General features: G+C 62.3%; 26 protein-coding genes. 7 read left to right on the top strand and 19 right to left on the bottom strand.

The window, feature by feature from the left end:
* The first annotated feature begins 57 nt into the window (after positions 1-57).
* The 3 genes from DBR16_RS03705 to DBR16_RS03695 are packed head-to-tail and all read left to right on the top strand — an operon-like array spanning position 58 to position 3,151.
* Positions 58-1,359, top strand: a complete 1,302-nt coding sequence (locus DBR16_RS03705; RefSeq protein ID WP_109259860.1) for a glycosyltransferase family 4 protein — start codon at positions 58-60, stop codon at positions 1,357-1,359.
* Positions 1,353-2,069 (top strand): class I SAM-dependent methyltransferase, encoded by a 717-nt coding sequence (locus DBR16_RS03700; RefSeq protein ID WP_233347559.1) that lies wholly within the window; start codon positions 1,353-1,355, stop codon positions 2,067-2,069. The genes DBR16_RS03705 and DBR16_RS03700 overlap by 7 nt, the downstream gene beginning before the upstream one ends.
* Positions 2,066-3,151 (top strand): prenyltransferase/squalene oxidase repeat-containing protein, encoded by a 1,086-nt coding sequence (locus DBR16_RS03695; protein ID WP_109259859.1) that lies wholly within the window; start codon positions 2,066-2,068, stop codon positions 3,149-3,151. Before DBR16_RS03700 ends, DBR16_RS03695 begins: the two co-directional genes overlap by 4 nt.
* Here the strand turns inward: DBR16_RS03695 and DBR16_RS03690 are convergent.
* Positions 3,111-3,719, bottom strand: coding sequence for a class I SAM-dependent methyltransferase (locus DBR16_RS03690; protein ID WP_109259858.1), 609 nt, complete (start codon positions 3,717-3,719; stop codon positions 3,111-3,113). The genes DBR16_RS03695 and DBR16_RS03690 overlap by 41 nt on opposite strands.
* A gap of 7 nt (positions 3,720-3,726) precedes the next feature.
* The gene (locus DBR16_RS03685) at positions 3,727-4,347 is read right to left on the bottom strand and encodes a hypothetical protein (RefSeq protein ID WP_109259857.1); all 621 of its coding nucleotides are present in this window, start codon (positions 4,345-4,347) and stop codon (positions 3,727-3,729) included.
* Positions 4,348-4,480: 133 nt separating this feature from the next.
* Here DBR16_RS03685 and pip point away from each other — a divergent pair, with 133 nt between their 5' ends.
* Positions 4,481-5,449, top strand: coding sequence for a prolyl aminopeptidase (gene pip, locus DBR16_RS03680; protein ID WP_109259856.1), 969 nt, complete (start codon positions 4,481-4,483; stop codon positions 5,447-5,449).
* Here the strand turns inward: pip and DBR16_RS03675 are convergent.
* The 17 genes from DBR16_RS03675 to DBR16_RS03600 all read right to left on the bottom strand — a co-directional run bounded on the left by DBR16_RS03675 (position 5,446) and on the right by DBR16_RS03600 (position 20,959).
* Positions 5,446-6,801 (bottom strand): sodium-dependent transporter, encoded by a 1,356-nt coding sequence (locus DBR16_RS03675; protein ID WP_233347558.1) that lies wholly within the window; start codon positions 6,799-6,801, stop codon positions 5,446-5,448. The genes pip and DBR16_RS03675 overlap by 4 nt on opposite strands.
* A 92-nt stretch (positions 6,802-6,893) precedes the next feature.
* Positions 6,894-8,039 carry a rod shape-determining protein RodA gene (rodA, locus tag DBR16_RS03670; RefSeq protein ID WP_109259855.1) on the bottom strand — a complete coding sequence of 382 codons (1,146 nt, stop codon included), beginning with the start codon at positions 8,037-8,039 and terminating at the stop codon, positions 6,894-6,896.
* Positions 8,039-9,898, bottom strand: coding sequence for a penicillin-binding protein 2 (gene mrdA, locus DBR16_RS03665; RefSeq protein ID WP_109259854.1), 1,860 nt, complete (start codon positions 9,896-9,898; stop codon positions 8,039-8,041). The genes rodA and mrdA overlap by 1 nt, the downstream gene beginning before the upstream one ends.
* A 4-nt stretch (positions 9,899-9,902) precedes the next feature.
* Positions 9,903-10,418 carry a rod shape-determining protein MreD gene (gene mreD, locus DBR16_RS03660; RefSeq protein WP_109259853.1) on the bottom strand — a complete coding sequence of 172 codons (516 nt, stop codon included), beginning with the start codon at positions 10,416-10,418 and terminating at the stop codon, positions 9,903-9,905.
* Entirely contained in the window at positions 10,415-11,377 is a 963-nt protein-coding gene (mreC, locus tag DBR16_RS03655; protein ID WP_109259852.1) for a rod shape-determining protein MreC, read from the bottom strand. The genes mreD and mreC overlap by 4 nt, the downstream gene beginning before the upstream one ends.
* 30 nt (positions 11,378-11,407) lie before the next feature.
* On the bottom strand, positions 11,408-12,448 hold the full coding sequence (locus DBR16_RS03650) for a rod shape-determining protein (protein ID WP_109259851.1): 1,041 nt from the start codon (positions 12,446-12,448) through the stop codon (positions 11,408-11,410).
* Positions 12,449-12,554: 106 nt separating this feature from the next.
* Positions 12,555-13,271 (bottom strand): TVP38/TMEM64 family protein, encoded by a 717-nt coding sequence (locus DBR16_RS03645; protein ID WP_109259850.1) that lies wholly within the window; start codon positions 13,269-13,271, stop codon positions 12,555-12,557.
* 54 nt (positions 13,272-13,325) lie between these two features.
* A complete protein-coding gene (locus DBR16_RS03640; RefSeq protein WP_109259849.1) occupies positions 13,326-13,841 on the bottom strand; it encodes a hypothetical protein in 516 nt (171 codons plus the stop codon).
* 71 nt (positions 13,842-13,912) lie between these two features.
* Positions 13,913-14,368: a YybH family protein gene (locus DBR16_RS03635; RefSeq protein WP_109259848.1), complete on the bottom strand. Its 456-nt coding sequence runs from the start codon at positions 14,366-14,368 to the stop codon at positions 13,913-13,915.
* A 28-nt stretch (positions 14,369-14,396) separates the two neighbouring features.
* On the bottom strand, positions 14,397-15,332 hold the full coding sequence (miaA, locus tag DBR16_RS03630) for a tRNA (adenosine(37)-N6)-dimethylallyltransferase MiaA (RefSeq protein WP_109259847.1): 936 nt from the start codon (positions 15,330-15,332) through the stop codon (positions 14,397-14,399).
* Positions 15,329-16,714 carry a Do family serine endopeptidase gene (locus tag DBR16_RS03625; protein WP_109259846.1) on the bottom strand — a complete coding sequence of 462 codons (1,386 nt, stop codon included), beginning with the start codon at positions 16,712-16,714 and terminating at the stop codon, positions 15,329-15,331. Before DBR16_RS03625 ends, miaA begins: the two co-directional genes overlap by 4 nt.
* Before the next feature lie 97 nt (positions 16,715-16,811).
* Positions 16,812-17,012, bottom strand: coding sequence for a DUF2065 domain-containing protein (locus tag DBR16_RS03620; RefSeq protein WP_109259845.1), 201 nt, complete (start codon positions 17,010-17,012; stop codon positions 16,812-16,814).
* A gap of 9 nt (positions 17,013-17,021) precedes the next feature.
* Positions 17,022-17,912: a protease modulator HflC gene (gene hflC / locus DBR16_RS03615; protein WP_109259844.1), complete on the bottom strand. Its 891-nt coding sequence runs from the start codon at positions 17,910-17,912 to the stop codon at positions 17,022-17,024.
* Positions 17,912-19,066 carry an FtsH protease activity modulator HflK gene (gene hflK, locus DBR16_RS03610; protein WP_109259843.1) on the bottom strand — a complete coding sequence of 385 codons (1,155 nt, stop codon included), beginning with the start codon at positions 19,064-19,066 and terminating at the stop codon, positions 17,912-17,914. Before hflK ends, hflC begins: the two co-directional genes overlap by 1 nt.
* Before the next feature lie 95 nt (positions 19,067-19,161).
* A complete protein-coding gene (locus DBR16_RS03605; RefSeq protein WP_233347557.1) occupies positions 19,162-19,671 on the bottom strand; it encodes a dihydrofolate reductase in 510 nt (169 codons plus the stop codon).
* Positions 19,659-20,108 (bottom strand): hypothetical protein, encoded by a 450-nt coding sequence (locus tag DBR16_RS13835; RefSeq protein WP_125184490.1) that lies wholly within the window; start codon positions 20,106-20,108, stop codon positions 19,659-19,661. The genes DBR16_RS03605 and DBR16_RS13835 overlap by 13 nt, the downstream gene beginning before the upstream one ends.
* Positions 20,105-20,959: a thymidylate synthase gene (locus tag DBR16_RS03600; RefSeq protein ID WP_109260041.1), complete on the bottom strand. Its 855-nt coding sequence runs from the start codon at positions 20,957-20,959 to the stop codon at positions 20,105-20,107. The genes DBR16_RS13835 and DBR16_RS03600 overlap by 4 nt, the downstream gene beginning before the upstream one ends.
* Positions 20,960-21,186: 227 nt before the next feature.
* Here DBR16_RS03600 and DBR16_RS03595 point away from each other — a divergent pair, with 227 nt between their 5' ends.
* The 3 genes from DBR16_RS03595 (at position 21,187) to DBR16_RS03585 (ending at position 23,054) form a co-directional block, all read left to right on the top strand.
* Positions 21,187-21,639, top strand: coding sequence for a helix-turn-helix domain-containing protein (locus DBR16_RS03595; protein WP_109259842.1), 453 nt, complete (start codon positions 21,187-21,189; stop codon positions 21,637-21,639).
* A gap of 83 nt (positions 21,640-21,722) precedes the next feature.
* Complete coding sequence (locus DBR16_RS03590) at positions 21,723-22,100, top strand: VOC family protein (RefSeq protein ID WP_109259841.1); 378 nt, start codon at positions 21,723-21,725, stop codon at positions 22,098-22,100.
* A gap of 48 nt (positions 22,101-22,148) precedes the next feature.
* Positions 22,149-23,054, top strand: a complete 906-nt coding sequence (locus tag DBR16_RS03585) for a DUF3667 domain-containing protein (RefSeq protein ID WP_109259840.1) — start codon at positions 22,149-22,151, stop codon at positions 23,052-23,054.
* The last annotated feature ends 5 nt before the right edge of the window (positions 23,055-23,059 follow it).

Genomic DNA, 23,059 nt, shown 5'->3' with positions numbered 1-23,059 from the left:
TTTGCAGTGCAGCAAAGCGCGGCTAGGTTCGCCAACCCGAAAAGGTGAACAGTGTTCATGGACCGAGCTCTTGCCGATATTGCACCGGAATCGCCACTGGCCGGACGGCCGGAAGGCGAAACGCTGGCACTGCATCCGCGCCGGGTTTTGCTGACCGGCTACCGGTCGCATCCCCATGTCGGCGGACAGGGTGTTTATCTGCGTGAACTCGCCATCGGCCTGCGCGATCTCGGGCATGATGTGACCATCGCGTCCGGCCCGCCCTATCCGGATGTGCCGGGAGGTGTGGAACTGGTCGAATTTCCGGCCCTCAACCTGTTCGAGGAAAAAAACGCCTTTCTGGCGCTGCGTCCGGCGCACCTGCTGTCGAAGGCTGACCGGTCGGAATGGCTGGCGCACAATACCGGCGCGTTCGGCGAATTGCTGGCCTTCAGCTACCGCCTGCAGGCCTGGCTGAAGGATCAGTCCGGGCGGTTCGATGTCCTGCACGACAACCAGACCCTGATGCCGCCCTTTATCGGCATTTCGCGCACCCTGCCGGTGGTCGCCACGATACACCATCCGGTGGCGATTGATCGCGGCTTTGCCATCGATGGCGTTTCCAGATGGTGGGAAAAACTGCTCACCCGCCGCTGGTACGGCTTTACCGACCGTCAGGCGAAAACCGTGCGGCAATTGCCGCATCTGCTGGCGGTTTCAGACGCGGCGCGCGACAGCCATTCCGCGCATTACGGCATGCAGGCCAAACAGGCTGTGGTCAGTTTCAACGGGATTGACCATGATGTTTTCTGCCCGGATGCCGGCACACGCCGGGAAACCCGGCTGATTGCGGCCACCGCCAGCGCCGACGTGCCGATCAAGGGGCTGGATGTCCTGATGCAGGCCTTCGTGCCGCTGGCACAGCAATTCCCGTCGCTGAAGCTGGAGCTGATCGGCCAGCTGCGGGAAGGACGGGCAAAACAAATTCTCCAGAAGGCAGGGCTGCTGAACCGGGTCAGCGCGCGATCCGGTGTCAGCCGCGAGGAGATCGCCGATCTTTATCGCCGCGCCAGCGTCGTGGTCTGTCCGGCCCGGTTCGAGGGGTTCGGCTTCCCGGCCGCCGAGGCGATGGCCTGCGGCGCGCCCGTCGTCGCCAGCGATGGCGGGGCCTTGCCGGAAGTGGTGGGCGAGGCTGGCAGCATTGTGCCGGCCGGGGATGCCGTGGCCCTGGAGACAGCGGTCCGGGCGGTCTTGAACCAGCCCGATATGGCGCGCGAAATGAGCGAGGCCGGAGCCCGCCGGGCCCGCTCTGTCTTTTGCTGGCGGAATCACGCTCTCGCCGCGAGCGCGCTTTACGAGAAAGCGATTGCTGCGTGCTGACCATTGATTTCAAACGTCTGGACCTGCGCGATGGCGACCGGGTTCTGGATCTCGGCTGCGGCCGCGGCCGTCATACGCATGCGCTCTACTGGCATGATGCGCCGGTGCATGTCATCGGGCTGGACCTTTCCGAAGCGGATGTGATGGCGACGCTGAAAAGCTTTGCTGATCTTCCGCCTCCCGATGACTCTCCGCTGCGGATCGGCACACTGGCGGCCGGTAATGCCCAGCGCCTGCCCTTTCCCGACGATTCCTTCGATGCTGTCATCTGCTCGGAAGTACTGGAACATGTCGACGATCCGGACACTGCGATGGCCGAGATCACCCGCGTGACAAAGCCGGGCGGACGCGTCGCCCTGTCCGTGCCGCGCTACTGGCCGGAATGGATTTGCTGGAAGCTGTCCAGCGGTTACCGGTCAACGCCCGGCGGGCATGTCCGCATTTTCCGGCATGATCAATTGCACGCCACGGCACGGCGCAGCGGCCTGCGCAAGACCGCGCATCACTGGGCGCATGCCCTGCACAGCCCGTACTGGTGGCTGCAGTGCGCGGTCTGGGACATCCGCAACGACCATGGACTGGTCAACGCCTACCGGCGGTTTCTGGAATGGGATTTGCTCGAAGCGCCCTGGATCACCCGCACGCTCGAACGCCTGCTCAATCCGGTCATGGGAAAGAGCCTCGTCATGTATTTTGTGAAGCCGGTATGAGCCAGATCATAAACCTTTCGGCTGCCGCCAACCGGATCGAAGCCCTGCAACAGCCGGACGGCGCCATCACCTGGATTGATGCCGGGCTCTGGGACCCCTGGAATCACGGCGAGAGTGCAATGGCGCTGGCCGTTGCCGGACGGGCAGACAGTTGCGCGCGCGCGCTGGAAGCCCTGTTTGACCGCCAGGAATCCGATGGCGGCTGGACCGGCGAGCTGGGCGCCGGCGTGCCTCTGGACGAGACCAACCGGCGGCTCGTGGTGGACAAGCCGGCGACCGCACGGGACACCAATTTCACCGGCTATGCGGCGGTCACCGTCTTGCGCAGCGCCCTCGCCCTGAATGAACCCGGCTGGCTGGACCGCTATGCCGGACCGGTACGGCGGGCCATGCAGTTCGTCCTCTCCTGCCAGACACCGGAAGGCGATATCGTCTGGCGCAAGCCTGATGCGGGAGAAGCCCTCGACAATGTGGATTCGCTGCGGGCGGGCAATGCCTGCCTCTACAAGAGCCTGGAATGTGCCCTCCGGCTCGAAACCGCTCTGGCCGGCGAGCTTCGGGATCTGACGGAAGCGCGCGCACGGCTTGCCGAAGCGCTGCACGACAAGGACTGGCGGTTTGACCGAAAATCCACCGACCGGCGGCGCTATGCCATGGACTGGTATTATCCGGTGCTGTCCGGCGTTCATTCGCGCGAGGAATCGCAGCGGCGGCTGGAGGCGGGCTGGTCACGCTATGTGGTCGAGGGACTGGGCTCGCGCTGCGTCGCTGATGAACCCTGGGTCACGGCCGCCGAAACGGCCGAGCTGGCCCTCGCCTGCCAGGCGGTGGGCTGGACCGGCAAGGCGCGCAAGCTGATTACCGATCTGGCGCCGCTGGCAGCCCGCTCCGGCGGATACTGGATGGGCTGGCAATTCGAAGAAGAAATCCTCTGGCCTTACGAGCGTCCGGCGTGGACCTCCGCCGCGGTCATTCTGGCGGCCGATGCCATCGAGCATCTCTCGCCCGGCTCTGATCTTCTGGTGACGCCGCTCAAGGCGGTCAGTCCGGCCCGGCGCGGCGCAACACCTCCAGCGTCCTGATCCGCTCGACGGGCTCGAAATCGCCGGATTCAACCGCCTGTTTCCAGATTTCATAAGGCGGGCGTCCGCCCTCTGCGGGATCCGGAAAAACATCGTGGATGGCGAGGAAACCGCCCGGCGCGACTTTCGGGGCCCAGCCATCATAATCGGCCTGGGCAGCCGGCATGGAATGTCCGCCATCAATGAAAACAAAGCCCAGTGGCGTTGACCAGTAAGGTGCGATCGCGGCGGATTTCCCAACCAGCGCAATGACATGATCTTCCAGCCCGGCGGCATGAATGGTGCGGCGGAAAACCGGCAGCGTGTCCACCGTCCCGACGATGTCGTCATAAAGCTCCGGATCGAAATATTCCTCGCCCGGTTGGTGCTCCTCGGAGCCGCGATGATGATCGATGGAAAACAACAGCGTGCCGGCCTCGCGGGCCGCGGTGCCCAGATAAAGCGCCGACTTGCCGCAATATCCGCCGATCTCGAGAAACGGACCCAACCGGCTTGTGCCGACCGCATAGCGCGTCAGCGCAGCACCTTCATCAGGGTGGAGAAACCCTTTGACGTCTTCGGGATTCATGGTGCGGTCAGCTGCCTGTCGCGTTGCGCAATTCGCGGCGGCGCGACATCAGGCCATCAGCGGCATTGCCGAGCCGCTCGGAGGCCAGTTCTAATGATCCGATTGCTGCGTCCAGTTGTCCGTCACCCGAGTCATTAATGGTCCGGAAGAGTGCAAGGGCCTGACGGACATCGGTCAGCGCATATTCCAGCGCGCCCAGATCATCGCTGAGGCTGTTGGCGGTCAGGCCGCCGGCTTCAGCAACGGTTTCGCCGTCGCGTGCCAGATTATAGGTCAGGGTCGACGCCTCCGCGAGATCGCGGCGGGCGGTTTCGATGATCATGTCAGGGCCGGCATCGTTGAGCCCGGCCGCCTCATAATAGACTTCCACGGGTGTCGGGCGATCAGAATTGCCGCGGCCAAACATCAGCATTCCCGTCAGGCGTTGCACGGCAGCGCCATGGGCTTCCGCAACCCATCCGGCCTCATGGAATCTGGCGTCCAGGGCGGCCGCATTCTGACGCAAATCCAGTTGGGCTTGAGGCAATTGCCGGTCACCGGAGACAAATCCGGCCGGTCCCGAGGGGGTTGCAACGCACGCTGACAGGCCCACGAGGCAGGCGCAAATCAATCCGGTACGAAACATCATGTACACAACCCATATTGCTGCAGCGGCAGAATGTGCGCCCCTGTGACCAACAAACCATTGTCAGCCCTTGCCCCGCCGTTACTCTGCGGCAAGAACACCCTGTCAATCAAGGTAAATCACAGAGGTTAGCCCTTTGCAAAAAAACGCTTCCCGCCGCGCCCTGTTCCCGCCCATCGAACCCCATCGTCACTTCCGCCTTGATGTGTCCGGAGGGCACAGTCTCTATGTCGAGGAATGCGGACGGGAAGACGGCCTGCCGGTGATTGCCTTGCACGGCGGGCCCGGCGGCGGGGCAAGCCCGATGATGCGGCGGTTTTTTGACCCGGAGAAATACCGGATTGTCCTGTTCGATCAGCGCGGCTGCGGGCGTTCGACGCCTCATGCCTCGCTGGAAAACAACACGACATGGGATCTGGTGAAAGATATTGAAGCCATTCGTGAAGCGCTCGGGATCGAAAAATGGGTGGTTTTCGGTGGCTCCTGGGGGTCGACCCTGTCGCTGGCCTACGCCCAGACCCATGCGGACCGGGCCATGGCCCTGGTGCTGCGCGGCGTTTTTCTGTGCACTCAGGCCGAGCTTGACTGGTTCTATCGCGATGGCGCCAACCGGATTTTTCCCGATGCATGGGCTGATCTTGTTTCCCGTCTTGATGAACAGGAAAAGCAGGACGTTCTGGCCGCCTATCACGCCCGGCTGATGCAGGACGAGGTCCAGGCCCGGCTGGAGGATGCCATCGCCTGGGCTGACTGGGAGAATTCCCTGATTTCCTTTGCGTCTCCGGAACCCTCATCACGCAGCAACCCGGCACGGGCGGACGCCATTTCGCGGATCGAAACCCATTATTTCGTGAACCGGGGCTTTTTCGAGGGCAACAATCAATTGCTCGAAAACATGGACCGCATCCGGCACATTCCGGGCTATATCGCGCAGGGCCGCTATGATGTGATCACACCGCCCGCAGCGGCCTGGACCATCGCCAAGGCCTGGAATGGAAATGCCCGGCTGGAGTTTGTCTCCGATGCCGGGCATTCCGCCGGTGAGCCGGGGACGGTGGACGCGCTGGTGCGCGCCACCGACGATATTGTCCGGCGGTTTGGTTAGCTGCCGAACAGCAAGACCGAAAGGCCCCATCCGAACTTGGCGTCCAGACCCAGGACAAGAATCAGGGTCAGGGCAATGGGAGCAAAGAACCGCAGGACGAAACGGAAGAACCCGAAAAGCAGCGGGGATGCGTGTGACAATTGGGCGTGCGCGATTTTGCGGTCCACAACCCAGCCCATGAAGATCGCCATCAGCAAGCCGGCGAGCGGCAAGGCGATGGAGCTCGACAGGAAATCAAGCAAATCGAAGAAGGGGAAGGAGAAGGCCACCCCTGCGCCGACCAGCCAGATAAAGCCGCCAAAAGTCCAGGCGATCGTGCTCTTGTGGAAGCTGGAGTTTTCCTCGATCCACGCGACGACGGCCTGAAGAAGCGAGATTGACGATGTCAGCGCTGCGATCAGGGCCAGGATGAAGAAGGCGCCGCCGACAATATTGCCGCCCGGCATCTGGGCGAACGCCGCCGGCAATGCCTGGAAGAAGAGCCCCGGACCGGCTGCCGGCTCGATCGAGAAGGCAAAGACGAAGGGGAAGATGGCAAGGCCGGCAATCAGCGCAACGCCTGAATCGGCGGCGGAAATAATGCCCGCTGACTGACCAATATTGGCGTTCTTGTCGAGATAGGAGCCGTAAGTGATCATGATGGCCGAGCCCAGGCCGATGGAGAAAAAGGCCTGCCCGACCGCCTCGAGGAAAGTCTGGCCATTCACTTCAGAAAAATCGACGGCAAAGAGGTAGCCAATGGCGGCCCCCATATCGCCTGCAATCCCGGCATAAACGACCATGCCCAGCAACATGGTGAAGAAGATCGGCATCAGGATGGATGCGGCGCGTTCAATGCCGCCGGTCACGCCCTGCGCCACGACAAGCACGGTCAGCACCATGAATGCGGTATGCCAGCCGAGTACGTTATAACTGTCGGCAGAGAAGGTTCCGAACGCCGCCTCGACCACTTCCGGAGCCTGGCCGGCAAATTCGCCCGAGAACATCTTGAAAATATATGCGGCCACCCAGCCGGCCACGACCGAATAGAAACAGAGTACCAGAATGCCGCCAATCAGGCCGACAAGGCCGGTGACCGCCCAGAGCCGTGAGGAGCCATTGTCCATGGCCACTTTCTGGACAGATCCGATGGCGCTTTTCTGGCCGTAGCGACCCACGGACAATTCCGCCATCAGGATCGGGAAGCCGATCAACAGGATACAGGCGAGATAGATGAGGATGAAGGCGGCGCCGCCATTTTCACCGGCCGTGTACGGAAAGCGCCAGAAATTTCCCAGCCCGACCGACGAACCAATGGCCGCCATCAGGAATCCAAAACGTGACGACCAGTGTGCATGAGCCGCAGCGGCCATGGCAATTCTCCCCAGAAATGCAGCGGAAATCCCCGCCTGAACCGGCGCGGACCCTTCCCCATCCTGACGCAAGGGTCAAGAATTTCTAGCCGTTATCCGAAGAGACCTGCTCCGCGTGGCGGTTCGGCATTGCGATGAATATGGGCGCCCAGAATCAGGCCGAATCCGAAGAGCACCGCCATCATCACGGTGCCGCCATAGGAGATGAGCGGCAGAGGCACGCCGACCACCGGCAACAGGCCGGTCACCATGCCGATATTGATGAAGACATAGAGGGCGAATGTGGTGGCGATCCCCATGACGGTAAGACGCAGAAAGGTTGACTTGCACGCCGCCGCGATGGCGACGGTATTGGCCAGCACCAGCGCATAGATTCCGATCACGGCGAGCCCGCCCACCAGGCCGAATTCCTCGCCCAGAATGGTGAAGATGAAATCGGTCTGCTTTTCCGGCAGGAAATTGAGCTGGGTCTGCGTGCCTTCCACAAATCCCCGCCCGGTCAGTCCGCCGGAGCCCAGCGCGATTTTTGACTGCAGGATGTGATAGCCTGCGCCCAGCGGATCGGCTTCCGGATTGAGGAAGGTGAAAATCCGCCGCCGCTGATAATCCTCCAGTCCGAAGCGCAGGAATGCGGGGATAATGAAGGCCGCGGCAATGGCACCGCCAATGATGATGCGCCAGCTCAGCCCGGCCAGAAAAACAAGCGCCGCGCCGGTTACCAGCACCAGAACCGCCGTGCCCAGATCGGGCTGATGCAGGATCAGTGCGGCAGGCGCGCCGATCAGGAAGGCCGGTACCAGCAGGCCGAAGGCTGAATTGATCTTTTCCGGCGGCAGGTCGTGATAAAAGCGCGCCAGGGCCAGCACCACCGCGATCTTCATGATTTCAGAAGGCTGCATGCGGACCGGGCCGATATCGAGCCAGCGCTGTGCGCCATTGACGCTTTCACCGAAAAACTCGACCCCCACCAGAAGCGAGAGCGCGCCGAGATAGATCGGATAGGCCATGCCCATCCAGAAGCGGGGTGGAAAGAGTGCCACGACCAGCATGATGGCGATGCCGAGGAGGAATCGGATGAAGTGGCGGCTGGCCCAGGGATTCCAGGCTCCCTCGGCCGCCGAATACAGCATGCCCACGCCCACCGCACCGAGCAGGAGAAGCAGAAGCACGACGCTCCAGTTCAGCTCGAACAGCTTTTCCTGGAAGGTGCGCGGGACGGTTTCGCGAAAGACGGCCATCAGGTCGGCTGGCTCCCGGTTGAATTCTGCACAAAGGGTCCGGCCGCCGACGGATCGCGTTCGATCAGCAGGCGCAGGACATCACGGGCGGGGCGGGCAGCCGCCCGGGATCCGCCACCGCCATGCTCGACCACGGTGGCGACCGCATAGCGGGGGCGGTCTGCAGGCGCATAACAGACGAACATGCCGTGATCGCGCAGGCGCCAGGGCAATTCATCCTGCGTGCGGACGCCCGCTTCGCGCTCTGCGGCAGAGATGGAATAGACCTGGGCCGATCCGGTCTTGCCGGCCATTTCCACACCCTCAACGCCCAGGCCGCCAAGCGTGTAATACGAGGTGCCGCCCGGCTCGTGCACGACGGCGCGCAGGGCATCACGGACAATATCGAGATGGGCGGGGTCCTGAACCAGTTCCTGGCCCTGGTCCGCCGGTTGATCGAGATAGAGGCGCGGGCTGACGGAGCGGCCGGAAGCGAGACGCGCCGTCATCACCGCCATTTGCAGCGGTGAGGCCAGCATGAAGCCCTGCCCGATCGCCGTGATCAGCGTTTCGCCCTGCGACCAGCGCTGGCCATAGCGCGAGAGCTTCCACTGCTCGTCGGGCACAATGCCCCGCGAAACACCGGCAAGGCCGATTTCGGGCGCAGAACCGAGGCCGAACTGGCGTGCCGCGCTGGCAATCCGGTCGATGCCAAGGCGTTGCGCCATCTCGTAGAAGAACACATCGCAGGAGGTCTTCACGGCATCGCGGAGATTGACCCGGCCATGGCCCTGACGGCGCCAGCAGTGAAACTCGCGATTTCCCAGCTGTATGCTGCCCGTACAGGTTACGCGTTCGGTGGTGTTGACGACACCGGCCTCGAGCGCGGCCAGCGCCACAACCGCCTTGAAGGTCGAGGCGGGCGGATAGGTGCCCTGCAGCGCCTTGTTGTAGAGCGGGCGGTATTCATTCTGGTTGAGCGCGTTGAAATCGGTTTGCGAAATACCGGTGACGAACAGATTCGGATCAAAGCCCGGCGTGGAGGCCAGCGCCAGGAGGTCGCCGCTTTCCACGTCCATGGCCACGACGGCGGCACTCTCGCCATCCAGCCGCTCATAGGCGAAGCGCTGAATATCGGCATCAATGGTCAGGCGGACATCTTCACCCGGCGTTGCGGGGTTGGACTGTTCGGGCAATTCGCGGATGACCCGCCCGAAGGCATTGACCTCGACCTTGAGCGATCCGGCGGACCCGCGCAGCGTGTCCTCGCGGGCGGCTTCCGCGCCCGTGCGTCCGATCCGGAAGCCGGGATGGCGAAGCAGCGGATCATCTCCGGCATCGGCTTCTGCGGCGGGTTGGACATAGCCAAGGATATGGGCGAAGGCCGGGCCTGAAGGGTAGTCGCGGATTTCGGCGACTTCGGGAATAATGCCGGGCAGGTCCGGGGTTTGCAGATTAATGGCGGCGAAATTGCCCCAATCGAGATCGTCCCGGATCGTGACCGGGCGGAAACGCGGGGCGCGCTGGACATTGCGCAATATCCGCTCGCGTTGCTCCGGCGTGATCTCGATAATATTGCCCAGGCGGCCGAGCGCCTCTTCCACATCGCCGGCCTGCTCGGGGATCATCACCACACGATAGCTGTCCCGGTTATCCGCAACCGGAACGCCAAAGCGATCCAGAATGCGGCCGCGGGAGGGCGGGGTCAGCAGGAAGTTGAACTGGTTGTCTTCCGACAGGACCCGATAGCGCTCGGTCTCGATCACCTGGAGCTGATAGAGGCGGGCGCCGAGCGCGGTAAACACAGCTGCTCCGCCCGCTCCCATCATCAGGGCGCGGCGGGTGAATTTCAGCTGCTGTTCCTGGCGATCCGACTTCATGACATCAGGACCCGAACGTGCCGCGCAAGCTGCGGCGGCGGACAAAGATCACGGCAAACAGGGGGAACATCAAGGCGGAGGCAACGCCTTCGATCAACAGAGGCCGGATTGGCGCCGGTTGCCCGATGGCCAGACTTCCGGCGGCCCAGGCGACGGGGATGGCAATGGCGAGGACGACCAGGAATCGGACCCAGACCGGACCGAATTCTCGGGTCGGGCCATCCTCGTCGCGTGACCGCGCAATCGTCAGCGAGACCAGATAGGCCAGTGCCCAGACGCCGAGCACACCTCCGGTCAGCACATCATTCAGGATACCGACAACGAAAATTACGATGGGCGGGATGAAGCGCGGCCTGACGGTCGACCAGATGAACAAGGTCATCAGCGGCAACATCGGCATCAGATCCGGCCCGTTCGCGATGCGGAGCGGTGCGGCGTAGAAAGCCAGCGCCAGGATCAGGCTGATCACGGTCCACACCATCAGGCCATAGGGCGGCCGGGTATCCACTGGCGATCTCATGGCTCACCTCCGGCGGAAGTTTCCTCGGCACTCGCCGGTGCTGGCAGCCCCCCAGCGTCGCCGGCGTCTGCCGTGGCATCCGCCACGGGCATTTCCTCTTCCGCAGGCCTGTCAGGTTCCGGCGGCAAGACCGGTTCGAACGGGAACACCCAGACAAAATCAACCGGGGCCTGATCGGAATAGAGGCGGACGCGCCAGCGCCCCTGACGGTCACGTTGCGCCTGACCGACCGGAAGGCCACGCGGCATGATGCCATCATCTCCCGAGGTCACGATCCGGTCGCCATCCTCAAGGTCGGCATTGCGCGTCAGAAAGTCGAGGCGCGGATATTCCGAATTGTCTCCGACCAGGACGGCCCGGGCATTCGAGCGGTCCGCCATGACCGGAATGCGGCTATTGAGGTCGGTCAACAGCAGCACGCGGGATGACACATTGCCGGTTTCCACCACACGGCCGATCAGGCCATAGACGTTGAGGACGGGGTCTCCGGAACCGACGCCCTGGCGGGTTCCGGCCCCGATCAGGCGCGACTGCACGAAGGGTCCGTCCGGATCCCCGAGCGTCCAGGCGCCGATGCGATTCTGTGTGGCCGGCGATTCCACATTCAGGGCCTGCTCGTAGACTTCGCGCTGATCCCGCAATTGCAAGGCCAGATCGCGCCAGTAGCGGGTCTCGTTGAGGCGCTGGCGGAGATCGGCATTTTCCTCGGCCAGGCGCGCCTGATTACGCCAATAGGGGCCGATATTGCTGAGGCCGCGGACCGGTGCCGCGGCCAGGTCGAGCACCGGAGCCGACAGATCGGTGATCCCGGCCCTGAGACTGGCAAGCGCAGGCGAGCGCGCTTGCGGCCGGTCAAACGCAATCAGAACAATGGATATGAGAAAGAGCGCCACCGTAAAGGTGCGCGAAAAGCGGACTCCGCTTTCATCATTGCGCCTGGAAGATCCGCCGATCGCCAAGGCGACACTCCTTTTGACTGGTGCCCGGGGCTATACTGCTTCGGACAGGATAGGCCGCCAAAGCCTAAGGTTTTCTACCGCTTTCCCGCAGCCCATCACCACACAGGACAGGGGCTCGTCTGCCAGGCTGACCGGAAGACCTGTGCGCTCGCGCAATTCGGTATCCAGATTGCGCAGCAGCGCGCCGCCGCCGGTCAGGACAATGCCCTTGTCGACGATGTCCGCGGCCAGTTCGGGCGGAGTCGCCTCCAGGGCCTGTTTGACGGCCTCCACGATCTGTTCCACGGGTTCGGACAGGGCATCGGCAATCATGGCTTCGGTGACGGCGATTTCACGCGGCACGCCATTCATCAGATCGCGGCCCTTGATTTCAAGGGACAGCCCCTCGCCTTTCGGCGGCGGCATGGCGGATCCGATTTCCTTCTTGATGCGCTCGGCCGAGGTTTCGCCGATCAGCAAGTTCGCCGAACGGCGGATATAATTGATGATGGCTTCATCCATCTTGTCGCCGCCAACCCGCACGGAGCGCGAATAGACGATGCCCGACAGGGACATCACGGCCACTTCCGTGGTGCCGCCGCCGATATCGACGATCATGGAACCGGTCGGCTCGTCGATCGGAAGCCCTGCCCCCACAGCCGCCGCCATTGGCTCATCAATCAGGAAGACCTTGCGCGCGCCGGCCAGCCGGGCCGATTCATGAATCGCCCGGCGTTCAACTGCGGTGGCCCCGGACGGCACGCAGATGACGACCTGCGGCGACACGAAGCTCTGCCGGTTGTGCACCTTGCGGACGAAATAGCGGATCATCTCCTCGGCGACATCGAAATCCGCGATCACACCGTCCCGCATCGGGCGGATGGCTTCAACATTGCCGGGCGTCTTGCCCAGCATCATCTTGGCTTCCGCGCCGACCGCCTGGACGTGTTTTCGGCCTTTTTCGATCTTGTAGGCGACCACCGACGGCTCGTTCAGCACCACACCCCTGCCCTTGACATAGACAAGTGTGTTGGCCGTTCCGAGGTCGATGGCAATATCAGCAGAGAGCAGTCCGAAGAGACTATTGAACATGGGCGCGCGTTCATGTTGCGATCACCTGTCAGGCGATCAAATTTTCAAGAAATACCCTTGTGCGATGGTGCAGCGCGGAATGCAAGCGCGGCAATGCAGCCACAGGTCAAGTCTCTTCGTCGGTTTCCTCATGCGCCGGCAAACGGCGGCGTGCCGCCAGCATTATGGTGAGCCAGACGCCGAGCGCGACGACCAGGAGTCCGGCGGCATAAAGCAGGTTTTCGCCCGACAGCGCGGTGAGCAGGCTCTGTCCGGTCAGGCCAACGACCAGGATTTTGGGCGCCGTGCCCAGCATCGCGCCCAGAATAAACGCCCAGTAAGGGGTTTTCGACGCGCCAAAGGCCATATTGACGACAATGAATGGGCCTGACGGCACAATACGCACAAGGGCGCTGGCAATCAGCCCGTTGCGGCCGACAAATCCGGCGGCGCGATTCATCCAGTCGCCGCCAAACCGTTCCAGCAGGCCGGCCCCGAAGCTGCGTCCCATCCAGAAATTGACGGAGGCCGAGCAAGCGGTTGCGATCCAGGCATAGGCAAAGCCATAGACCGGACCGAAGGCCAGCATCGTGGCCGCCATCAATACAAATTGCGGCGCACCGAAAAAGGACAGGATGATGTAAATGATGATGGTGAGCGGCAGCGCATACCACTGGCTGGCCGCCGCTTCGAACACCTGGCCCAGATTTTCGGTGCTGGCATCCAGAAACAGGCGGCCGAACAAGAACACCATGGCGACCGAGACCAGCAGGCCCAGAGACACCACGACCGCGCGTTGCGCCCGGACGTCCATATTCAGAATGAAATGTAGAAAGCGCTTCATTGCGTGGGCGGCCCGGCTATTTCGCGGACCCCCATATCACGCCCAAAAACTGGATCAATCCTTATCGCCGCTGAGGCGCGCAGCAGGATCGCGCTCGCCATTGGCGATACGCGCCAGTTTCGAACGCTGGCGGGCGAGCACGGCCAGTTGCTGGTCCAGCACCTTCAGGATTTCGCGGGCCTCCTGCTCGTCGATTTCGCCCGGCGAACGCTCTGTCTCGCTGAGGGAATCCATCAGCGCCGTAATATTGCGCGCGTGCTTACGGCTGGCTTCCCCGGCCAGCGACAGCCAGTTGTCATCATCCGACTGGTCCAGAGGCATGAAAATGCCCCCCGCCAGATAGGCGAGATCCTTGGCCGCGGATGTGGCACCGGTGGCTTCCGTCAGCCGCGCAACACGGGAATAGGAAATCTCGTTGGTGGCATCCGGATCGGCGAGCGCATAGACGCGCGTGCGGGACAATTCCAGCAACTCCATGACCGCCGGAACGCCGCCCGCTTCCTCGAACAGCGCCGCAACCACTGACTTGGGATCCCCGTATGGCCGTTCCTTGACCGGCTTGAATGCCATCGACTCGCGCTCCGTTGATGTTGCAACCGCGCAAACCTAGTCAATTACCGCCCCGTGGCAAGCAATCAGGGCTATTCTTCAGTACCGGATTCAGCCGGCCGGTTGGTGACGCCGGTGTCGAGCACATAGCGCCAGCCGTCTGCCTCAAGCCGCCAGGCCGATACATAATTACCGGTTGCGGACGGTTCAGAGGCACGGTCACCATCCGGATGATAGCTCCAGTCGCCATAGGTGACCGCGAAATCGCCAGCCTCCCCGGCATAGCCGCCGCGCGGCTCCCAGTGCAGCAAACCGGCTGCGCCCTCGCGGGACGCAAAGATCGCATCCGGCCCGACAATGTCGTCTATATTCGGCTGGATCAGACGCGCATCCGCGGTCGCGTAATAGCGAAACCCTTCGGCGATACCGTGCTCTGCGGCATAGGCCGCAAAATCGCGATCCGCCTGCATCGCCCCCGCCACGGCCTGATCGGCAGACTGCATCATCGACAGGGCCAGCACGCTGGCTGAAATCAAAGACAGGCTCATACGCCCCTCCATTTTTCCACGGACCGGATTATCCGCCGGACGGGCGCAGACGGGAAATCACGTCTTCGTCAGATATCGGAGCAGGCGGGCCGGCAAGCCGGTGCCATTGCGGCATCTGGTTGCGGAACCAGGTCATTTGCCGTTTGGCATAGCGCCGTGTGTCCTGCTTGGCTTGGGCAATGGCCGCCGGCTCGTCCGTTTTGCCTGCTAGCAAGGAGATCAGGGGTGGCACGCCGAGCGCCTTCATGGCGGGCAGGGTGCGGTCCAGCCCGCGCGCCGCAAGGCGGCGAACCTCGTCCAGAGCCCCCCGTTCCATCATTGCGTCAAAGCGGGCCTCGATATGCTGATAGAGCCATTGCCGGTCCGGTTCGATGACAAGCCCGGTCCAGCCGCCTGCGGGCAGCAAGGGCACTGTATTTGCCTGGAAAGCCGATATCGGCTGACCGGTTTCGAGGCCGATCTCGACCACACGGCGGAGCCTTTGCAGATCGGCCGGCTTGATCCGCCCGGCCGCCTCCGGATCGAAGGCCAGCGCCTGTTCGCGCAAGGCGTCTGCGCCCTGAGCCTCTATGTCGTCAGCGGACTGGCGCGTATGGTCAGATATCTCCGGCATGGCGGCGAGGCCCTTGACCAGCGCATTGAAATACAGACCGGTGCCGCCCACGATAATGGGCCGACGGCCCCGGCTGCGAATGGCTGCGATCCGATCCATGGCCGCCGCTGCCCACCATCCGGTCGAGGCCCGTTCTGCCGCATCGACCGTTCCGAACAGATGGTGCGGAATACCGCCCTGCTCTTCCGTGCCGGGACGGGCCGACAGGATGTCCAGATCGGCATAGATCTGCATGGAATCCGCATTGATGATCTCACCGTCCAGGGCGCGGGCCAGCCGCACCGCCAGCGCGGTCTTTCCGGAGGCAGTCGGTCCGGCCAGCAATATGACGGGTGGCGCGTCTGTGTTCACCGGCGGATGGACTGGAAAACGAACTGGCCGCCGCGGTTGAGCTGGAACAATGCCACCTCCCCGTCCTCGAACCCGCTGAGCACGCTGACAGCCTCGGCCAGCGTCTCGACCGGCGTATAGGCAATTTCGGTAATGACATCGCCCGGGCGCGCCTTGGCGGCCGCATCACTGAGCGGATCAACCGCCACGATCAGAACCCCCTCGGCATCGGGATGCACCCTGAAGCGCCGGCGCGAAGCCGTGTCCAGCTCGGCCATGGTCAGCCCGAACATCACGGTTTCACCGGATTCCACGGTGGGTGCCGGGCGGACCGTCCGGTCTTCGGGGCGTTCCTCGGTCAATTGCCTCACGGTCGCGATAACGGTCAGAGGCTGGCCGCGCCGCTGGATCTGCATGCGGACCTGACGCCCGACCTCTGTTTCCGCCACAAGCCGGGAGAACATGCGGTCATCGGCGACATCAAACGAGTCATAGCGAAGCACGAGATCGCCCTCCCGCAGTCCGGCATCTGCTGCCGGTCCATCCGGGACGATGCGGCTGACCAGCGCGCCGCGCGGTGAAGCGAGACCGAGACTCTCGGCCAGGTCGGAATCGACATTCTGAACGCTGAGACCCAGCCAGCCGCGGCGGGTTTCGCCAAATTCGATCAACTGCCCGACGACACGCTCGACAATAGCGGACGGAATGGAAAAGCTGATACCGACACTGGCCCCGGTCGGCGAATAGATCAGCGTGTTCACGCCGATGACATCACCGTCGAGATTGAATAGCGGGCCGCCGGAATTGCCCGTATTGATGGCCACATCAGACTGTATGTAATCGTCATACCGCCCACCGACATCGCGGCCGCGCGCCGACACCACGCCGGCTGTCAGAGAGCCGCCGAGCCCGAAAGGATTGCCGATGGCGATGACCCAGTCGCCGACCCGGGCGGTATCGGAATCGCCAAAGGCAACATATGGAAAATTCTCGTTCGCCGACTGGATCTGCAGTACGGCGAGATCGGTCACCGGATCGCGGCCAATCAGGGTGGTCGGCAGGGTCCGCCCGTCCGCCAGCGTGACCTCGATTTCATCCCCGTTCTCGATGACATGATTGTTGGTCACAACGGTGCCGCTGGGATCGATAATGAAGCCGGATCCCAATGAATTGGCGATGCGTGGCGCATCCCCGAAGAATTCATTGAATCGCTCGAGCGGCGAGCCTTCCGGGAAGTCCGGCAGATTGCCCTCGCTGTCGCCCAGACGCTGGGCGGAGGAAATATTGACCACGGCCGGTGCAAGACGGTCGTTCAGGTCCGCAAAGCCTTCAGACGGAAAGCTCTGCGCCAGCGCCGCGCCGGCCAGAAGGATGAGCGACAAAAACACGGCGAGGTAACGCATACAGGTCTCCTGAAGGGTCAGTTGCGGCACAGTCATGCCGCGAAGTGCGGCACGGGGCAAGGTGACTGACGAATTCGTCAGGATTATGTGCAGGACGTCATGTGGCACCTAGATGGCGTGCCAGGGCGACCAGGGCCACGCCCACCGCCAAAGCAAGCAGCCCGGCGATGCGCAAGGCACCGGCCGGGCTGTTCAGGACTTCGGCCATCATGCGTTTCATCGCATCCGGAGCGGCGGCATAGACAAAGCCTTCCACCGCCAGCGCCAGCCCCACACCCAGAAGGATGTAGATCAGCATGACCGCGCTCTAATTGTCCCCATTCTCCGCGCTGAAATACTCGAAGAATTCCGAGTCCGGCGGAACAATGATCGGCGTGCCGCTCTGGATGGCTTCTTCATAGGCCAGCATGGAGCGGTAGAAGGCAAAGAATTCCGGATCACGATTATACGCTTGCGCGTAAATCGAATTCCGTTGCGCATCACCCTCACCCCGGAGACGCTGGGCATCGGCGCGGGCTTCGGCCTCGATGATGCGGGCATCACGATCAGCTTCGGCACGGATTTCCTGCGCCACCTGCTCCCCACGTGCACGAATGCCGGCAGCTTCCTGCTCCCGCTCCGAGCGCATACGCTGGAAGACGCGTTCGGCAATCGTCGCCGGCAAATCGGCCCGGAGGATACGTACATCAATGACATCGATGCCCAGATCCTGGGTCCGCACCTGGGCTTCCACAGCCGATTGCACCCGCTCCATCAATTCGGAGCGCTGTCCAGAAATCACATCCTCCGACGGGATAGACGCGATCACGCCGCGCAGGCTGTCATTCATGATCGACCGCAAGCGGCCACGGACACCAAGCTCATCCCGAACGGTCTGGTAGAAGCGCAAGGGATCAGAAATCCGGTAACGCAGGAAGGCATCAACGACGAGCCGTTCCTGATCGGCCGCCTGGATTTCTTCCGGCTGCATGTCGAATTCGATATTGCGCTTGTCGAAATAAATCACCTGGGTGACGAACGGCATCTTGAAATGCAGGCCGGCATTGTCGGCCCCCATTTCATTGACCACGCCGACGGGGTTGCCGAATTGCAGGATCAGGGCGCTCTGACGCTCATTGACGACAAACACGCTCTGGGACAGCACAATCGCGCCGCCGATCGCGATCACGATGATCAGTGTGGATATTAGACGGCCCATTACTGACCTCCCTGCGTACGGTTGCGGCCAAGCTGGTCAAGCGGCAGATACGGGACCGCTCCGCCTTGCTCGTCCAGGATGATCAGCTCGGAATTACCGAGCACCCGTTCCATGGTTTCCAGATACATGCGCCGGCGTGTGACATCCGGTGCCGCAGCATATTCCTCGTAGATCGCCACAAAGCGGTCGGCATCACCCTGCGCTTCGGCAATCACCGAGTCGCGATAGGCGGTCGCCGCCTGGATGGTCTGGGCCGCTGTACCGCGGGCTTCCGGAATGACCCGGTTGGCATGCGCGGTGGCGTTCAGCCTCACCCGTTCGGCATCCTGCGCCGCAGAATCGACATCCCGGAAGGCGTCGATCACCGATTGCGGGGCCTGGGCGCGCTCGAGGTTGACCTGCAGCACCTGAATGCCCGCTTCATACTCATCCAGCGTCTCCTGCATCACCTGCCGCGTGCGTTGGGACACTTCTGCGCGGGCCGTTGTGATGATCGGGACCAGATCCGAGGTTCCCGCAACTTCCCGCATCGCACTCTCGGCGACGGCACGGACAGCCGCTTCGGGGTCGCGGACATTGAAAACGAAATTGTCGATATTCGCGGTATCGACGCGCCACTGCACCTCGAAAGCGATGTCGACGATATTCTCGTCGCGCGTCAGCATCTGGCTTTCGGCGATATTGTTATTACCGATGGAAATCGTGCGGGTTTCGGTGACATTGGGCCGCTCGACCGTTTCAATCGGCCAGGGCAGTTTCAGATTCAGGCCCGGCGGTGCGGTGCGCACATATTCGCCGAAGCGCATGACCACGCCGACTTCCGAGGGTTGCACCTGATAGACGGACTGGCCCGGCCAGATGATCACACCAAAACCGATCGCCGCGGCAATCAGGATGGCCCCGAATATGCCGCTGCCCTTGCCGCCCGACTTTCCTCCGCCGGAGCCGCCAGATCCGCCGCTGCCGCCGAAAAGGCCGCGCAATCCGTTCTGGAGCTTGCCGACGAGTTCATCGAGATCCGGGGGTTCCTGACCGCTACGGCCACCACCGCCGCCGCCATTCTGTCCCCAGGGATTGTTCCGGTTCCTGTCGCCATTGCCGCCGGAGCCCCAAGGGCCACCGCCGCCTCCACCTGCATTATCATTCCAGGGCATTTAGGAGCATTCCTCCGTTAAAGGTCAGTCTTGCGCGTGTATGTGGACGCCTTTGCCTTGCGTTTCAAGCGGAACGGGTGTGCTGCGCGTCCCCCTTACCGCCGCTCGAGAATCCGGAAGGTGAAGGCGTGATCGTCATTTTCGCCCGCCGGGAAGGCTTCGCGGTAAACTTCCCGCCAGCGGGCCGGATCGAACGGCGCCAGCCGGGCATCACCCTCCGGCGCGGCCTCCACCTCGGTCAGATAGATGCGGTCGGCCAGCTGGCGGGTTGCCGCATATATCTGCGCGCCTCCGATGATACAGACCTCGCTGGCACCATCCAGCTGCGCCTGTTTGCGGGCTTCGGCGAGGGCCGCGCCGGGATCACCGGCCACGAAGGCACCTTCGGCAGTATAGCCGGGGTCACGCGTGACAACAATATTGAGGCGTTTCGGCAAGGGCCTGAAGGGCAGGCTTTCCCAAGTCTTGCGGCCCATGATGACCGGCTTGCCCAGCGTGTGTTTCTTAAACAGCTGCAGATCGGTTTTCAGCCGCCAGGGCAGATCGCCATCGGCACCGATGACGCCATTCTTCGCGGCCGCGACAACGAAACTTACGCGGGCCAAACCAGCCCCCAGATGCGCTCCAGGGCAAACATCAGCCAGATGCCCGCCACGGCGAGCGGAATGCCGTAAGCAAAGGCACCGGGGCCGAATTTCCGGATTCCCTTGGACGGAATGGCGTTTCGATAGGCGACATAGCCGGGCAGCTTGTCGCGAACAATCCCTGCCGCTGTGCGCATTTCCTGCAATTGCCGCGCGTTCACCACTAGCCACAGAACGGACATGATCGCGCCGATCAGGATGCAGGCCATGACCGCAAAAATATGGAGATACTCGATCGCCGTAACAGCAAATACGAGCAGCATGGCGTGCGCAATCAGGAAATAGCCGGAGCGCTCATTGAGCACACGCTCTTCATGCAGGGCCAACTCCCAGAGCCGGTCCAATTCCCGGTCGCTGAGCGCCGGCCCGGCAGGCGGCGTTTCGGTGGCACCGCTCACACCGCCACCGGCGCGGAGATACGTGGATGCGGGTCATAACCCTCAATCGCGACGTCTTCGTATTCGAAGGCGAAGAGGTCCTTCTTGTCCGGATTGACCGCCAGTTTCGGCAGGGCACGCGGCGTGCGCGAGAGTTGTTCCCTCACCTGGTCCATGTGGTTCGTATAGATATGCGCATCGCCAAAGGTGTGGATGTAATCGCCCACTTCCAGATCACAGACCTGCGCCACCAGATGGGTCAGCAGCGCATAGGAGGCGATGTTGAACGGCACACCCAGGAACATATCGGCCGAGCGCTGATAGAGCTGGCAGGAGAGTTTTCCGTTCGAGACATTGAACTGGTAGAGCGTGTGACAGGGCGGCAGCGCCATATTGGGCACGTCCGCCGGATTCCAGCCGGAAACAATCAGGCGGCGTGACGCCGGATTGGTCCGGATCTGCTCGATGATATTGGTCAGCTGGTCGATCTCGGTGCCGTCCGGCCCGGCCCAGCGGCGCCATTGCTTGCCATAGACCGGGCCGAGATCGCCGTTCTCGTCGGCCCATTCATCCCAGATTTTCACGCCGCGGTCCTGCAGCCAGCGGATATTGGTATCGCCGCGCAGAAACCAGAACAGCTCGATGGCGATGGATTTGAAATGCACGGTCTTGGTGGTCAGGAGCGGAAAGCCTTTCGACAGATCGCAACGCAGCTGGCGGCCAAAAACCGACAGCGTGCCGACGCCCGTACGGTCGTCCTGGCGCTCGCCATTGCGCAGAATATCCTCCAGCAGATCGAGATAGGCATTCTCGACCTCCGAACCGCCGGAGCGGCCGGGATGAAACTGGTCCAGACGTTCTGCATTGGCCATGGGTGCGCTCCTTCCAATGAAATACTCTAGCGATTCGGGATAATCGATCGCACCCTGAATCACCGTTCTTTCCACATCTTCCTGCACCGGCCGGCGCCCGGAATACCGGTCTGGCGGGTCAATGGCGGCCCCGTGGCGTGTGGCTGACGCATGGCTGACGTAGCGCAGCAAGCCGGTTTTTGGCTTTTCGGTCCGGTCTGACTTAAACCTAACCCGAGGAGCAAATCATGGCTTTCAAAACGGACTCAGCAAAAATCAAACGCTGGCGCGAAGAGCGTCACTGGTCGCAGGAACATCTGGCCGAGCTGGCCGGTGTCGGCATCCGGACGGTGCAGCGCATCGAGAATGGCGAGCAAGCCTCGCGCGACACCATCATGGCCATCGCCGCGGCCTTCAATGTCGAAGCGATTGCGCTGTGCATCGATCCCGAAACAGAGGCCGACGAAATTGTACAACAGCGCAATGCGGAAGTGGCGTCCGGTTTACGCCTGTCTTTCCTGATTCATCTCATCGGATATCTGATGGGCATGGTCGTGTTCATCGCGATCAATCTGTCAGTCGGCGCTTTTGTGATGAAGTGGGCGACGATCTGGTGGACGGTCGGTCTGGCCGGTCACGCTGTTCCCGTCGCACTCGTTGAAATCGTCTCCCGCTTCCAGAAGAGACAGCGTGCCGTCTGACATAGAGGCGTCATCGAATTTCGCTTGCACGCAGCCGGGTTTCCGATAGATTGACCTGATCAGAACATAGAGGGAACATTGAAATGCTTGGATATGTCACACTGGGAACCAATGACCTGCCGAAAGCGGCGGCATTCTATGACAAGATCTGCGGCGCGCTCGGCGTTGGCCGGATGATGGAGTTCGACACTTTTATCGCCTGGGGCAAGCCGGGCGGTGGGGCCGGCATCGGCCTGACCAAGCCGTTTGACGGCAAGCCGGCCACGGTCGGCAATGGCGTCATGGCGGCGCTCATGGTCGACAGCCCGGAAAAGGTTGACGAGATCTACAATCTGGCGATGGAGCTGGGCGCACAGGATGAAGGCCCGGCCGGTGCGCGGTCGGACAATTTCTACGCAGGGTATTTCCGGGACCCCGATGGAAACAAACTGAATGTCTTTTGCATGACCGGCCCGATGTAGGGCTTTTACTCGTCATGAAGCGGCGGGCGGGCTATCCTGCCCGCCGACATGACAGGGGCTGATTCCAACGCATCGCTTCCGGCAGAGACCTGCGCCAATTGCAGCGCGCCTCTGACGGATGAGTATTGTCCGCGATGCGGGCAATCGCGCGCCGAACTGAAGCGGCCGATCATCGGCCTGTTCACCGAGGCGCTGGATGGCGTTTTTACCTGGGATGGCCGTCTGCTCAGTACATTCCGGCAGCTGTTCTCGCGGCCCGGACAGGTGGCACGGGAATTCGTGGACGGCCGGCGGCGCAGCTACACCCCGCCCATACGGCTCTATCTGATTGTCAGCCTTGTGTTCTTTGCTGCGATGGCGATCTCCGGCATCCGCATCGTCGCGGTCAATATCACCGCCGATGAAGCCGGCGAGGCCGGTCTGATTATCACGCTGTTCCAGCCGCCAAGGGACGGCGCGCCGGTCATTCTGGGGGCGGATGCGCAAGAAGATATCCTGCAGGACGCTTCTGAAAACGGGATATCAGCCCCTGTGCGGGATCTGGTCGCCTTCGCCATGAACAATCCCGATGTGGTGGAAGAAAGGGCAGCCGCCGCGGCCAGCCAGGCCATGATCCTGATGGTCTTCGTCTTCGCCCTGTTGAGCGCGATTCTTCATCCGCGACGCCGGCTGATAGAGCATGCTGTCCATGCGCTCTATTTCCATGCGGCGCTGTTATTGCCCTTTGCGGCGATCATCATTTCCGCGATCTACCTGCCTCTTCCTCTCTGGGCCGGCATCGGGCTGGCCGTTACGACGGTCCTGCTTATGGCGGGCATGATCCTGGCATTTGATCGTGGATTTTATGGGTCGAGCTGGCTCGGAGGGGCCTTGCGGCTCCTTCCCTTGCTTCTCGGATATGTCACAGCGGCCGTTTTTGTCGCCCTTGGCCTGATCCTTTTCACGGCAATCTAGCGCCT

This window comes from Hyphobacterium indicum (genome assembly GCF_003129605.1).
Taxonomy (GTDB): Bacteria; Pseudomonadota; Alphaproteobacteria; order Caulobacterales; family Maricaulaceae; genus Hyphobacterium; species Hyphobacterium indicum.
This window is presented reverse-complemented; position numbering and strand designations above follow the sequence as displayed.

What these genes read in the sequence shown, in the direction of transcription:
- DBR16_RS03705 (WP_109259860.1), top strand. Translation starts at nt 58, where the DNA reads ATGGACCGAGCTCTTGCCGATATTGCACCGGAATCGCCACTGGCCGGA.
- DBR16_RS03695 (WP_109259859.1), top strand. Translation starts at nt 2,066, where the DNA reads ATGAGCCAGATCATAAACCTTTCGGCTGCCGCCAACCGGATCGAAGCC.
- DBR16_RS03690 (WP_109259858.1), bottom strand. Translation starts at nt 3,719, where the DNA reads ATGAATCCCGAAGACGTCAAAGGGTTTCTCCACCCTGATGAAGGTGCT.
- DBR16_RS03685 (WP_109259857.1), bottom strand. Translation starts at nt 4,347, where the DNA reads ATGATGTTTCGTACCGGATTGATTTGCGCCTGCCTCGTGGGCCTGTCA.
- DBR16_RS03675 (WP_233347558.1), bottom strand. Translation starts at nt 6,801, where the DNA reads ATGGCCGCTGCGGCTCATGCACACTGGTCGTCACGTTTTGGATTCCTG.
- rodA (WP_109259855.1), bottom strand. Translation starts at nt 8,039, where the DNA reads ATGGCCGTCTTTCGCGAAACCGTCCCGCGCACCTTCCAGGAAAAGCTG.
- mrdA (WP_109259854.1), bottom strand. Translation starts at nt 9,898, where the DNA reads ATGAAGTCGGATCGCCAGGAACAGCAGCTGAAATTCACCCGCCGCGCC.
- mreD (WP_109259853.1), bottom strand. Translation starts at nt 10,418, where the DNA reads ATGAGATCGCCAGTGGATACCCGGCCGCCCTATGGCCTGATGGTGTGG.
- DBR16_RS03650 (WP_109259851.1), bottom strand. Translation starts at nt 12,448, where the DNA reads ATGTTCAATAGTCTCTTCGGACTGCTCTCTGCTGATATTGCCATCGAC.
- DBR16_RS03645 (WP_109259850.1), bottom strand. Translation starts at nt 13,271, where the DNA reads ATGAAGCGCTTTCTACATTTCATTCTGAATATGGACGTCCGGGCGCAA.
- DBR16_RS03640 (WP_109259849.1), bottom strand. Translation starts at nt 13,841, where the DNA reads ATGGCATTCAAGCCGGTCAAGGAACGGCCATACGGGGATCCCAAGTCA.
- DBR16_RS03635 (WP_109259848.1), bottom strand. Translation starts at nt 14,368, where the DNA reads ATGAGCCTGTCTTTGATTTCAGCCAGCGTGCTGGCCCTGTCGATGATG.
- DBR16_RS03625 (WP_109259846.1), bottom strand. Translation starts at nt 16,714, where the DNA reads ATGCGTTACCTCGCCGTGTTTTTGTCGCTCATCCTTCTGGCCGGCGCG.
- DBR16_RS03620 (WP_109259845.1), bottom strand. Translation starts at nt 17,012, where the DNA reads ATGCTGATCTACATCCTTCTGGGTGTGGGGCTGGCGCTGGCGGTGGAA.
- hflC (WP_109259844.1), bottom strand. Translation starts at nt 17,912, where the DNA reads ATGGGCCGTCTAATATCCACACTGATCATCGTGATCGCGATCGGCGGC.
- hflK (WP_109259843.1), bottom strand. Translation starts at nt 19,066, where the DNA reads ATGCCCTGGAATGATAATGCAGGTGGAGGCGGCGGTGGCCCTTGGGGC.
- DBR16_RS03600 (WP_109260041.1), bottom strand. Translation starts at nt 20,959, where the DNA reads ATGGCCAATGCAGAACGTCTGGACCAGTTTCATCCCGGCCGCTCCGGC.
- DBR16_RS03595 (WP_109259842.1), top strand. Translation starts at nt 21,187, where the DNA reads ATGGCTTTCAAAACGGACTCAGCAAAAATCAAACGCTGGCGCGAAGAG.
- DBR16_RS03590 (WP_109259841.1), top strand. Translation starts at nt 21,723, where the DNA reads ATGCTTGGATATGTCACACTGGGAACCAATGACCTGCCGAAAGCGGCG.
- DBR16_RS03585 (WP_109259840.1), top strand. Translation starts at nt 22,149, where the DNA reads ATGACAGGGGCTGATTCCAACGCATCGCTTCCGGCAGAGACCTGCGCC.